Here is a 12,467-nt window from a genome sequence, read left to right as displayed (position 1 = left end):
GGGATGCTCCAAGGATGCAATATAGCTGCCTGCGGAAGCCTTACTCTGCCGCCAGGGACACGGTGACCTCTCCGTTCCCGGCAACGGCCGTGGTCTTGCCGACGGGCTTGGGGTCTTCGATCTGCGACGCTGCCCAGAAACCCCAGAGCAGACCGGCGATCATGACGACGGGATTGGTGATGCCGACGAGCAGCGCGATCGAACGCACCGAGAAAGGCGAGCCGACGATCGTGTTCGCGCGCTGCAGATCGACCCGTTGCTGGGGTTCCATCGGCACCGCTTCGAGCAGGTTGCCCACCACGCCTTTGTAGATCGCCTGATCGGGCCGCTGCGAGAGCACGCGCTCCTGCGGCGATTGCGTCTCCACGGCGGCCGGTGTCTCCACCACGGCCGGCAGCTCCACGACGGCCGGCAACTCCGCGACGGCCAGAGGCGCCACGACCGACTCCGCGCTCGGGGCCGCTTCCTGCGCGAGCGCTCCCGGCGCGCCGAAGGCGACGACGAACGAGAGCAGCAAGGAGGCGAGCGTTTTCATGGTCGTGTGACGGCAGCTCAAGGCCACGCATCCTGAATATCGGCCGCAATCCCGATCGCTGAAGGCCGAAACCGTGGAAAACCTCACGCGCTGTCCCATTGTGCGCCTGTGGCATCATCCCGTGTATCGATTTTCCTGATTTGCCTCATGCTCACTTCCACCCACTGGGGCGTCTACGACGTCCACGTCGAGCGCGGCGAGATCGTGCGCGTCGATCCGTTCGTGCACGATCCGGATCCCTCCCCCATCGGCCAGTCGCTCGTCGGCGCGGTCACCGGCCCGGTCCGCGTGCGCAGGCCCGCGATCCGCAGGAGCTGGCTCGAGCACGGTCCCGGCGCGGCCACCGAAAAGCGCGGCTGCGAGCCTTTCGTCGAAGTGAGCTGGAACGAAGCGCTCGACCTCGTCGCGAAAGACCTGCAGCGTGTGACGCAGACCTACGGCAACAGCGCGATCTTCGCGGGCTCGTACGGCTGGTCGAGCGCGGGCCGCTTCCACCACGCGCAAAGCCAGGTGCACCGTTTCATGAACGCGATCGGCGGCTATGTCGCGCACGTGGGCACCTACAGCCTCGGCGCCGCGCGCACGCTGCTGCCGCGCATCCTCATGGACATGGACGCGATGCGCACGCAGCACACGCCGTGGGTGGAGCTCGAGAAGCATTGCCGGTTGATGGTCGCGTTCGGCGGCATTCCGTCCAAGAACGCGCAGGTGAACAACGGCGGCGTGAGCCAGCACCTCGTGCGGCCGGCGCTGAAGCGCATGGCCGAAGCGGGCACGAAGTTCGTCAACGTCTCGCCGCTGCGCGGCGACCTCGCCGACGCGCCGGGCGCGGAATGGATCGCGATACGCCCCAACACCGACACGGCGTTCATGCTCGCGCTCGCGCACACGCTCATCCGCGAGAACCTGCACGACCGCGCGTTCCTCGACCGCTATACCGCGGGCTTCGAAGCGTTTCGCCGTTACGTGATGGGCGAAACCGACGGCGCGCCGAAAAGCGCGCAGTGGGCTGCGGGCATCTGCGATGTGCCCGCTTCGGCGATCGAAGCGCTCGCGAGGCGCATGGCCGCGAACGCGACCGTCGTCAACGTCGCGTGGGCGCTTCAGCGCGCGGACCACGGCGAGCAGCCGTACTGGCTCGGCATCACGCTGGCGTGCCTGCTGGGACAGGTCGGGACGCCGGGCGGCGGTTTCGCGCTCGCCTATGGCCCGCTGAACGCCGAAGGCACCGACGGCCGGCCCTTCTCCGGCCCGGTGCTGCCGCAGGGCACGAACCCGGTGAAGACGCCGATCCCGTGCGCGCGCATCACCGACATGCTCGAGAATCCGGGCGCGCCATATGATTTCAACGGCCAGCGCTGCATCTACCCCGACATACGGCTCATCTACTGGGCGGGCGGCAACCCCTTCCACCACCACCAGGATCTCAACCGCTTCGTGCGCGCGTGGCGCAGCAAGCCCGAGACCATCGTCGTCAACGAGCAATACTGGAACGCCAACGCGAAATTCGCCGACGTGGTGTTCCCGGCGACGACGATGCTCGAACGCGACGACGTCGGATCGGCCTCGCGCGAACGCTACATGATCGCGATGAAGCGTGCGATCGATCCGGTCGGCGAAGCTCGCGACGATTACGACATCTTCGGCGGCCTTGCCGAGCGCCTCGGCGCGAAGGATAAATTCACCGAAGGCCGCACCGCGAGCGCCTGGTTGCGCCATCTCTATGAAGTCTCGATGGAGCGCGCGCGGAAGTTCGACATCGACCTGCCGTCGTTCGAGGCGTTCTGGTCGGAGGGCTACATCGAGCTGCCCGCGCAGAAAGAGCCGGCGGTGATGATGAAGCCGTTCCGCGACGATCCGGACAAGAACCGGCTGCCGACACCGTCCGGAAAGATCGAGATCGGATCGTCGGCCATCGCGTCGTTCGGTTACGACGACTGCCTCGGCCATCCCGCGTGGTACGAGCCCGCCGAGTGGCTGGGGTCGGCGCTTGCGCAGCGCTATCCGCTGCACCTCGTCTCGCACCAGCCCTCCACGCGGCTGCACAGCCAGTACGACCACGGCCGCGTGAGCCTCGCGTCCAAAGTGCAGGGGCGCGAAGCCATGACGATGCATCCCGAGGACGCCGCGGCGCGCGGGCTCGAAGCGGGAGACGTCGTGCGCGTCTACAACGATCGCGGCGCGTGTCTCGCCGGCGTGAAGATCGACGACGGGGTAAAGCGCGGCGTGGTGGTGCTGCCGACCGGCGCGTGGTTCGATCCGCTCGATCCGGCGACGCCGGGATCGCTCGAAAAGCACGGCAACCCCAACGTGCTCACGCTCGATAAAGGCACCTCGAAGCTCACCCAGGGCTCGAGCGCGCACACGTGCCTGGTCGAGGTGGAGCGGTACGACGGCGAGTTGCCGCCGATCACGGCGTTCGATCCGCCTGCGTTCGTCGAGCGGTCCGCCTAGCCGTCATTGCGAGGAACGAGCAGTGACGAAGCAATCTCGAGTCGCTCGGCCCCGCTTTCGTGCGCCACGGGATTGCTTCGTCGCGCTGCTCCTCGCAATGACCGCATCCGCTGTGCTCGCTGCCGATACCTACCCCGCCCGCCCCATCCGCCTCATCGTCTCCTTCGCTCCCGGCGGCAGCGTGGACGTCGTCGCGCGCCTCGTCGGCAACAAGCTTTCCGAAGCGTGGGGCCAGCAGGTCGTGATCGACAACCGTCCCGGCGCGGGAGGCAATCTTTCCGCGGAGATCGCCGCGCGCGCGGCGCCCGACGGCTACACGCTCTACCTGTGCAGCGCCTCGCTGGTGGTGAATCCCAGCCTGTATCGCAAGGTCGGTTACGACCCGGTGCGCGACTTCGCGCCGGTGACGCTGCTCGCCTCGGTGCAGGGCGTCCTCGTGGTCAATCCGGGGGTGCCGGCGAAGAGCGTGAGCGACTTCATCGCGCTCGCGAAGAAATCGCCGGGCCGCATCAACTACGCCTCGACCGGCAGCGGCACTTCCGGCCATCTCGCGATGCAGCTCTTCAAGACCATGGCGGGGATCGACCTCGTGCACGTTCCTTACAAGGCCGCGGGACAAGCGCAGGTCGACCTCATCGCCGGACAGGTGTCGGCGTGGATCCCCACGATTCCGGGCGCCCTGCCGTTCATCAAGGCGGGCAAGATGAGCGCGCTCGGCGTATCGGGCGCGAAGCGCTCGCCCGCGCTGCCCGACACGCCGACGATCGCCGAAGCTGGCTTGCGGGGGTACGAAGCGAGCACATGGTATCCGGTGCTCGCGCCTGCCGGCACGCCGCAGGCGATCGTGGCGAGGGCGAACCGGCAGCTCGCCGCCATCGTGACGGGCCGTGACCTCGCGGATCAGCTCCTGCAATCCGGTGTGGAGCCGATCGGCTCGACGCCCGACGAGCTCGCCGTGCACATACGCACCGAGCTGCCGAAGTGGGCGAAGTTGATCAAGGCCGCCGGCCTGCGCCTGGATTGACGATGGAAAGACGCAGGCTCAAGGCCGGCCAGGCGATCACGCCCGAACAATTCGAAGAGCTCACCGACACCGAGCTCGTGCGGCTGATCCCGCGCGCCTACCGCGACTACTTTCCCGGCAAGGATGCGTGCGGCGACGGCTTCTTCTACCTGCACGACGGCACCGCGTGGAGCTTCTACCGCGGCGGGTTCCTGGACGAGTAGCCGGCGCGACATGGGATTCGAGATCGTCGTCGTGGTACTGCTCGTCGCGCTCGGCGCGTTCTGGCTGACGAGCCTCAGGGTGCGCGAGGCGGCGGTCCAGGCCGCACACGTCGCGTGCGATTCCGAAGGCCTGCTGCTGCTCGACGACACCGTCGCGATCCGCACGATCCGCTTCGGCCGCGACGACGAGGGGCACGTGCGCCTGCAGCGCACCTACGACTTCGAATACAGCGATACCGGCGACAACCGCCGCAAGGGCAGCGTGGTGATGCTCGGCACGCGCGTCGTGGTGTTCAACGTCGGCGTGCGCGAGGCGGATGTCGTGCCTTTTCCCGACCGGCGGGCGCGCTAGGGCCCGGAGAGGGGCAGCCGCGTCTCGGTGATCTCGTGCAGCCGGCCCTGCTCTTCGAGCGCGCGCTCGAGGATGGTCACGAAGCGCACGAAGCGCGGCATGCCGGCGTAGATCGTCGACTGCAGGATGACTTCCAGCACCTCGCGCGGCGTCGCGCCGTGCTGCAACGCGTTGCGGATGTGGTTCTCGGCCTGATGGAACTCGCCGGCGACGAAGAGCTCGCCGACGATGCACAGGATCCGCGTGCGGTCGTCGAGCACGCCGCGCGAATACATTCCCGCGTAGATGTAGTCGAGCCACAGCTTGTTGAAGTGCGGGTCGACGCGGTCCATGCGCTCGACGCTCGCGATGTGGTGCGTCGGCTGCAGCCGCAGGCCCGGCGAGAGGCTGCGCCAGCCGTACTTGCGCAGCAGCGCTTCGCGCTTCGCGACCTGCTGCGGCGGCGTCTCCCATGCCGCGCGTTCCGCTTCGAGCGAGCGCGCCGGTCCGCTGGGCGGAAGCTGCTGCTGCGTCACCTCGTCCATGCGCCCGAGGCCATCGACGACGCGCTTGAAGACGCGCGCCGCACGCTTCGCCTTGGCGTAGCCGAAGTACACCGTCGTCTGCAGCACGACTTCGAGCACCTCGCGCGGGGTGGCGCCGGCGTTCAGCGCGTTGTGGATGTGGCCGGCGAGCTCTTCGGTCTCGTCCATCGCCACGAACTGTCCGACGACGACGAGCGTGCGCGTGCGCTCGTCGAGTATGCCGCGCTTGAACAGGCCGCCGCGGCTGAAGTCGTGCAGCAGCTTCGCGTAGTGCGGATCCAGCTCGTGCGCCCACGCGAGATCGTCGAGCCCTGTGCGCTCCATCCTGGTTCTCCTTCCCCCTGAGCACAGGATATTACAAACCGCTGGTTACCGCATAAACACCCGTCCGTCCCCTTATAATTCCCCGATACACCAGAAGGAGGAACGGCCGCGCATGTGGACCGCCGCACAGCTTTCGTCGATCGACCAGATGCTGAACCCGCGCTCTATCGCGGTGATCGGCGCCTCGCCCAAGGGCGGTTACGGAGGACGTCTCCTCACCGCGCTGCTGCGGTCGAAGGACCGCGTGCGCGTCTACCCGGTCAATCCCAATTACGACGAGATCGGCGGGGTCAAGGCTTACCGCAACATCGCCGACTTGCCCGAGGCGCCCGATCTCATGGGCGTGGTCGTCCCCTATCAGAAGGTGATGGACGTGCTGCGCGAAGGGCACGCCAAAGGCAACCGCGCGGCGGTCGTCATCTCCGCGGGCTTCGCCGAGCGCGGCACCGATTCCGGACTCGACCTGCAGCGCAAGCTCGGCGCTTACGCGCGCGAATCGGGATTGCGCATCGCGGGCCCCAACTGCCTCGGCCTCGCCAACGTGCGCGACGACATCTGGGCGACCGCCTCCTCGCGCACCCTCGGCGGCCTGACCGGCCACATCGCGCTGGTGTGCCAGAGCGGCGCGACGGCGTTCGGGCCGTTCCTGCTGCGCGCGGTCGATTCGGGCATCGGCCTCTCGCACATCATCTCGACCGGCAACGAGACCGACCTCGATTTCGCCGACTTCGCGCGCTACCTCGTCGACGATCCCGGCACGCGCGTGATCGCGGGCTTCGTCGAAGGCTTCAAGGACGTGCGCAAGTTCATCGCGATGGCGGAGCTCGCCGCCGACCGCGGCAAGCCCATCGTCCTCATCAAGATCGGCCGCTCCGAATCGGGCTCGCAGGCCGCGCGCTCCCACACTGCCGCGCTCACCGGCGCCGACGAGCTCTACGATGCGGTGTTCAAGCAGTACGGCGTGATCCGCGTCACCGATTACGACGAGCTCCTCGAAGTGAGCCACCTCCTCGCCAATTCGAAGAAACCGAAAAAGCGCGGCGTGACGGTGGTGTCGCACTCGGGCGGCATCAGCTCGCTGACCGCCGACATGCTCGGGCTCGCCGGGCTCAGCCTGCCGCCGCTGTCCGACCGCGCGCGCGACGGCATCAACGCCATCCTCAAGAACTTCGGCTGGGCGGCGAACCCCGCCGACATCACCGGCTTCGCGCGCAAGGACGAGCTCGTCGACATCATGAATTACATGATCGAGGAGCCGGAGGTCGGCACCCTGGTCGTCGCCAGCGCGGGCGCGGGCAACCAGCCCCAGCACGTCGTGGCGCTGCGCGACCGCACCGACAAGAACGTCGCGTTCTTCCACACCGCGAGCCGCAACGACGCCAAGGCGCTCGATCCGCTCAAGCAGGCGAACATCCCGATCTTCTACACGCCGGATGCGCTCGCGCGAGGCCTGCGATACCTGATCGACTATCACGCATGGCGCGACGCGCGCGAGGCGCGCGGGATCAGCCAGGGCGTCACGATCGAGCCGCAGCAGCAGGCCGCGCTGGAGAAGGTGCGCGGCCGCGGCGCGCTGTCCGAAAGCGAGAGCAAGCAGCTCGTGACCGCGTGGGGCGTACCGGTCACGCGCGAAGTGTCGGCGCAATCCGCGGGCGGCGCGGTCGAAGCCGCGCGGCGGCTGGACTATCCGGTGGCGATGAAGATCGATTCACCCGACATCCTGCACAAGACCGAAGCCGGGGCGGTGCGGCTGGGCCTTGCCGACGACGATGCGGTGCGCGCGGCGTACGAAGAGATCGTCGCGAACGCCAGGCGCTACGCACCGAACGCCGCGATCAACGGCGTATCGGTGCAGGAGATGGTGACCGGCGGCGTCGAGACCATCGTCGGCGTCAAATACGACGCTCAGCTCGGCCCGATGCTCGTCTTCGGCAGCGGCGGCGTGATGGTCGAGGTGTTCGGCGACATCGCGACGCGTCACTGCCCGATCGGGCGCGCCGAAGCGCTGGACATGATCGACGAAGTGAAAGGCGCCAAGCTCCTGAAAGGCTTCCGCGGCAAACCCGCGGCGGACGTCGAAGCGCTGGCCGAAGTGCTGGTGCAGGTCTCGCAGATGGCGGTGCAGCTCGAAGGCGAGCTCGCCGAGCTCGACATCAATCCGCTGATCGTGCTGCCGAAGGGCCAGGGCGTCAAAGCCGTCGACGCGCTGGCCGTGATGCGGGCGGGCTGACGTACAAGGCAACGGCACCGGTGCGGGGTGAAGCCCGCGGCCGATGCCGCGCATGGTACGAAGAAGCGCGATGCCGGCGGAGCCGAAGCTCCGCCACCCGCTATCTTCCGCGCCCTCGCAGACCGCCGAGCAGCGAGACGACGAACAGCACGAGGAAGATGAAGAACAGCACCTTGGCGACGCCCGCCGCGCCGGCCGCGATGCCGCCGAAGCCGAACAGCGCCGCGACAAGGGCGATCACGAAGAACACGAGTGCGTAGTGCAACATACGAGGCTCCTTGAGTTTTTGTCCGTCTGCAGGACCATGCCCCTGTCTTTGCAACGCCTGTGCCACACCCCGCAATACCGTCGAAGGATATGCGATGCCTAAACTCGAATCGCGCGTCCTGGCATTGAGCTGTCTGCTATTTGCGACAGTCGCCGGCGCTCAGCAATACCCGACCAAGCCGGTGCGCGTCATCGTTCCCGTCGCCGCGGGCGGCAACGTCGACATCATCGCGCGCACGCTCGCCGCGAAATTCAGCGAGAGCCTCGGCCACCAGGTGATCGTCGACAACCGCCCGAGCGCGAGCAGCCTCGTCGGCACTCAGCTCGTCGCGAAGTCGCCGCCCGACGGTTACACCCTGCTCGCGATCGCCAATACCTTCGCGTCCGCGCCCGGCATCGTCTCCAGCGCCGGCTACGATCCGGTGAACGATTTCGTCGGCGTGTCGCAGACCGCGCGCATCCCGATGGTGCTCGACGTCAATCCGAACCTGCCGGTGAAATCGGTGAAGGAGCTGATCGCCCTCGCCAAGGCGCGTCCCGGCCAGCTCGCGTATGCGTCGTCCGGAACGGGATCGACGGGACACATCGCCGCGGAGCTCTTCTCGCGGCAGGCCGGGGTGAAGATGCTCCACGTCCCTTACAAAGGCAACGCGCAATCGCTCGTCGATCTCATCGGCGGCCAGGTCATGGTGATGTTCGACCAGATCAGCACGTCCACGCCGCACATACGCTCCGGCAAGATACGTCCGCTCGGCGTGACGACGCTCACCCGTGCGCCGCTCTTTCCCGATCTCCCCACGATCGACGAATCGGGTCTCAAGGGTTTCGAGGACGTCACCTTCAACGGCCTCGTGGCGCCGGCGGGCACGCCGGCGGCGATCGTCACGCGCCTGCACGGCGAAACGGTGAAGGCGGTGAAACAGCCAGACGTGCGCAAGCGCTTCGAGGAACAGGGCATAGAGCTTGCGGCGAGTCAGTCCGCCGATGCGTTCACCGCCTACATCAGGTCTGAATCCGCGAAGTACGCGAAGCTGGCGAAGGAAGCAGGGATCCGGGCCGACTGATCGAGCGACCCGGGATCGCCGCGTCGCGCCGTCGCGCTCCTCGCGATGACGTCATTGCGAGGAGCGCAGCGACGAAGCCATCCCGCGGCGCACGACCCTTGCTTGCGCCCCTGACCTAACGTTCAACCAAGAACATGCAGGTCGACGACATCCGTGCGCAGGAGCTGAAGCTCGCGGCCGAGGCGCTCGCGGCGGTGCCGCTGTTCGCCGGCCTCTCCCCCGTGGATCGCGCCAAGCTCGCCGGCGTGCTCGAGGAGCGCTGGCTCGATCCCGGCGGCGTCGTGTTCGAGGCCGGCACGCGGGCCGACGCGCTGTACATCCTGCGCGAGGGGACGGCGGAACGGCGTGTCGCGGGCTCTCCCATCGACATCGTCCGGCCGCCCGCGATCTTCGGCGAGCTCGCGCTCATCACCAACGCGCCGCGATCGGCCACCGTCGTGGCGGTGACGCCCATCCATCTGTGGGTGCTGCCGCGCTCGCGCTTCGTGCCGCTGCTGCGGGCGGAACCCGAGCTCATGCTGCATCTCTCCGGCGCGGTCGGGATGGACCTCGCGCGCACGCGCCAGATCCTCGGCGAGCTCCAGAGCGAGCTCGACGCGTGGCTCGACGAGCGGCTGGAAGAGCTGACCGACGACGAGCGCGATCTCGTCGAGGCCGGCGCGCTGTTCGAGCGGCCGCCGCTGCGCGTGCTGCAGCGGCTTGCCGCGATGGAGCCCGCGCTCGCGAGCCTGCAGCAGCTCGCGGAAGGCACGCCCTCGTCCGGCTCGACGACGCCCAGGATCGTCCACAGGATCGGCGGGGCGACGTCGGCGTCGGGATTGTGGCGGCGGGACGAGCTCGGCGTGTACGTGCCCCCGTCGGTTCGCAAGGCGCTGCGGCGGCGGCTGCGCGCGGATCACCGCGAGCTCGCGCTGCAGACGCGCGTGCACGCGGTCGCGCGGCAGCTCGAGAGCGAGGGTTACCTCGAAGACGCCGCGCTCGCGTATGCGGCGGCGGGCGCCGAGGCCGATGTGCGGCGGCTCGGCGGCGCGCCGGCCCCAACGCAGGAACAACCGGTGACCGCCGCGCCGGCGCCGCAGCGCAAGCGCGACGGGCGCCGCATGGTCCCGTGGCTGTGGAGCGCGGCTTCGGTGCTGCCGCTGCTCTTCTGGGGTGTCGACCCGCCCGCGGGTCTCAGCGAGGCGGGCTGGCGCATGCTGCTCACGGTCATCTCGGCCGCGGTGCTGTTCGCCGCCGAGCTGCTGCCCGAAGCGGTCGTCGCGCTTGCGCTGCTCGCGGTGTGGACCGTCACCGGCATCGCCGCGCCGCGCGTCGCCCTCGACGGCTTCGCGACCCAGGCGTGGGTGCTCGTGCTGGCGGTGCTCGCGGTCGGCGTCGCGGTCGGCAACTCCGGATTGCTTTACCGCGTCGCGCTGATCGCGCTCGGCAGGAAACCCGCGAGCTTCACCTCGCGCTGCGTCACCCTCGCGCTCGTCGGGACCGCGGTCACGCCGACGCTGCCCAACGCGACGAGCCGCATGGCGCTCGCCGCGCCGCTCGTACGCGAGGTCGCCGCGGCGCTCGGCTACGCCGCGGGCTCGCGCGCGGCCGCGGGTCTCGCGCTCGCGGCGCTGGTCGGCTTCGGCCAGATGTCCGGCCTGTTCCTGACGGGCTCGTCGGTCGGACTGCTGGTCCACGGCCTCCTGCCCGATGCGGCGCGCGCGCAAGTCGGATTCACGTACTGGTTCGTCGCCGCGCTGCCGCTGCATCTCGTGCTGTTCGCGACGTCGATGATCGCCGTCGTCACGCTCTATCGCCCCGTGGAAACCCTCGCCGACGCGACGCACCGTCTCGCGCTCCAGCACGAAGTGCTCGGCCCGATGCGCCGCGACGAAATCTGGTGTCTGGGCGTGCTGGTCGCGCTCATCGCCGGCTTTCTCAGCGAGCCGCTGCACGGCATCCACGGCGCATGGATCGGCGTCGCCGCGCTGCTCGTGCTCGCGGCCGTGCGGCGCCTCGACGCGAACATGCTGCGCACCGGGGTCAACTGGAACTTCCTCGTCTTCTTCGGCGTGATCACGAGCCTCGCGACCTTATTCACGCAACTGAAGATCGGCGACTGGCTGGGCACCGCGCTCGCGGAACCGGTCGCCATGTTGAAGGGCAACGCCCTCCTCTTCTGCATCGCGCTCACGCTCCTCGGCTACCTGCTGGCGCTCGTCGTGCGCTGGCAGGCCGCCGCGCCGCTGCTGACGCTGGTCGCGATGCCGGTGGCGGCAGCGATCGGCATCCATCCTTTCGTCGTCGCGCTCATCTCGCTGGTCGCGACGCAGGTGTGGTTCCTGCCGACGCAGAGCACGGTGTATCTGGCGCTCTATCACGGCTCGGGCGAGCTCTACACCTTCGCCTCGGTGCGCAGGCTCGCCTGGGCGTGGGGCGCATTCGTTCTCGTGTCGGTCGCAGCGGCAGTGCCGGTGTGGCGCTGGATGGGGCTCATCCGTTGATCCGGCCGCGGCCGCTTCACAGTGACATCACGCGGCGGGTGTTAGCGTGAGACCATGCCTTGCCCGCGTGCGCTTCGACTGGCCGCCGCGGCGGCGTACGTGTCCGCCGCGCCCGTGCTGCACGCGGACGAGCCTGCGCCGTGGTACGACGACGTGCACACGCGCACCCAGCTCTTCATCGGCGCGAGCGCGGCAGGGGTCGCCGCCTACGGCGCGACGAAGTGGTGGGACAACGGCTTCAGGGATTTCCGGTCGCACGGCGAAGGGTGGTTCGGCTCGGGCACCGAAAAAGGCGGCGCCGACAAGCTGGGGCACGCTTTCGGCACATACACCGGCGTGCGCGCCGGAGCGCAGGCGCTGCAATGGATGGGCAACAGCCGCGAAGACGCGCTCAGGCTTGCGACGACCACGACGCTCATCGTCTACACCGGTATCGAAGTCCTCGACGGCTTCTCGAAGCAGTACAAGTTCAGCCACGAAGACCTGATCGCCAACTTCGTCGGTGCAGGCCTGGGCTGGATCACGCACCGTTATCCCAGGCTCGACGCACTGATCGACTTTCGACTGTACTACCGCGAGTCTTCGCAGGCGAAAGCGAACGGCAACTGGGCGCCCTTCGACGATTACAACGGGCAGCGCTACCTGTTGGCGTTCAAGGCTTCGGGTGTGCCGGCGCTCGACGCGCATCCGGTGCTGCGTTACGCCGAGCTCGTCGTCGGCTACGGCGTGCACGGCTACGATCCGCCCGCGGCCGCGAAGAGCCGCCACCTCTACGGCGGGCTCGCCATCAATGTCGCGCGCCTGCTCGACGACACCGCTTTCAGGCACAGCAAGGAAAGCCCCGTGCGCGCAGGCACGGGACTCTTCCTCGAGCTCTTTCAGATCCCGGGGACCGTCGCGTTCGTCGACAGGAAGCTATAAAAGGAAAGGAGGTCTCGGAGGGAAACCTTGGTTTCCCTCTGAGGCGTTTACCGGCGCGGAAGCGCAGCGCCCGCTAGCGGGCGCTC

Annotated in this window: 11 protein-coding genes; 8 read left to right on the top strand and 3 right to left on the bottom strand. The window is 68.3% G+C overall.

Features of this window, described 5'->3' with window-relative positions; all coding sequences use genetic code 11:
* Positions 1 to 40 precede the first annotated feature (40 nt).
* Entirely contained in the window at positions 41 to 556 is a 516-nt protein-coding gene (locus VHP37_20040; protein HEX2828656.1) for a hypothetical protein, read from the bottom strand.
* Positions 557 to 682: 126 nt separating this feature from the next.
* On the opposite strand from VHP37_20040, the gene VHP37_20035 reads away from it, so the two are divergent.
* From VHP37_20035 to VHP37_20020, 4 genes are all read left to right on the top strand, one after another.
* Positions 683 to 2,989 carry a molybdopterin-dependent oxidoreductase gene (locus tag VHP37_20035; protein HEX2828655.1) on the top strand — a complete coding sequence of 769 codons (2,307 nt, stop codon included), beginning with the start codon at positions 683 to 685 and terminating at the stop codon, positions 2,987 to 2,989.
* Between the two features lie 97 nt (positions 2,990 to 3,086).
* A complete protein-coding gene (locus VHP37_20030) occupies positions 3,087 to 4,013 on the top strand; it encodes a tripartite tricarboxylate transporter substrate binding protein (GenBank protein ID HEX2828654.1) in 927 nt (308 codons plus the stop codon).
* A 2-nt stretch (positions 4,014 to 4,015) separates the two neighbouring features.
* Positions 4,016 to 4,216, top strand: coding sequence for a hypothetical protein (locus VHP37_20025; protein HEX2828653.1), 201 nt, complete (start codon positions 4,016 to 4,018; stop codon positions 4,214 to 4,216).
* 10 nt (positions 4,217 to 4,226) lie between these two features.
* On the top strand, positions 4,227 to 4,568 hold the full coding sequence (locus VHP37_20020; protein HEX2828652.1) for a DUF3301 domain-containing protein: 342 nt from the start codon (positions 4,227 to 4,229) through the stop codon (positions 4,566 to 4,568).
* On the opposite strand, the gene VHP37_20015 is transcribed toward VHP37_20020, so the two are convergent.
* Positions 4,565 to 5,416 (bottom strand): carboxymuconolactone decarboxylase family protein, encoded by an 852-nt coding sequence (locus VHP37_20015; protein HEX2828651.1) that lies wholly within the window; start codon positions 5,414 to 5,416, stop codon positions 4,565 to 4,567. The genes VHP37_20020 and VHP37_20015 overlap by 4 nt on opposite strands.
* Before the next feature lie 112 nt (positions 5,417 to 5,528).
* Here VHP37_20015 and VHP37_20010 point away from each other — a divergent pair, with 112 nt between their 5' ends.
* A complete protein-coding gene (locus VHP37_20010; protein ID HEX2828650.1) occupies positions 5,529 to 7,646 on the top strand; it encodes an acetate--CoA ligase family protein in 2,118 nt (705 codons plus the stop codon).
* A 100-nt stretch (positions 7,647 to 7,746) separates the two neighbouring features.
* On the opposite strand, the gene VHP37_20005 is transcribed toward VHP37_20010, so the two are convergent.
* Positions 7,747 to 7,914 (bottom strand): DUF1328 family protein, encoded by a 168-nt coding sequence (locus tag VHP37_20005; protein ID HEX2828649.1) that lies wholly within the window; start codon positions 7,912 to 7,914, stop codon positions 7,747 to 7,749.
* A gap of 94 nt (positions 7,915 to 8,008) precedes the next feature.
* On the opposite strand from VHP37_20005, the gene VHP37_20000 reads away from it, so the two are divergent.
* The 3 genes from VHP37_20000 to VHP37_19990 all read left to right on the top strand — a co-directional run bounded on the left by VHP37_20000 (position 8,009) and on the right by VHP37_19990 (position 12,381).
* Entirely contained in the window at positions 8,009 to 8,977 is a 969-nt protein-coding gene (locus VHP37_20000; protein HEX2828648.1) for a tripartite tricarboxylate transporter substrate binding protein, read from the top strand.
* A 134-nt stretch (positions 8,978 to 9,111) separates the two neighbouring features.
* Entirely contained in the window at positions 9,112 to 11,460 is a 2,349-nt protein-coding gene (locus tag VHP37_19995) for an SLC13 family permease (GenBank protein ID HEX2828647.1), read from the top strand.
* Between the two features lie 99 nt (positions 11,461 to 11,559).
* Positions 11,560 to 12,381, top strand: coding sequence for a DUF2279 domain-containing protein (locus VHP37_19990; GenBank protein ID HEX2828646.1), 822 nt, complete (start codon positions 11,560 to 11,562; stop codon positions 12,379 to 12,381).
* Positions 12,382 to 12,467 lie beyond the last annotated feature (86 nt).

This window comes from Burkholderiales bacterium (assembly GCA_036262035.1).
Classification (GTDB): Bacteria; Pseudomonadota; Gammaproteobacteria; order Burkholderiales; family SG8-41; genus JAQGMV01.
The sequence above is the reverse complement of the archived record's forward strand: the minus strand, read 5'-3'. Positions and strand labels throughout refer to the sequence as shown.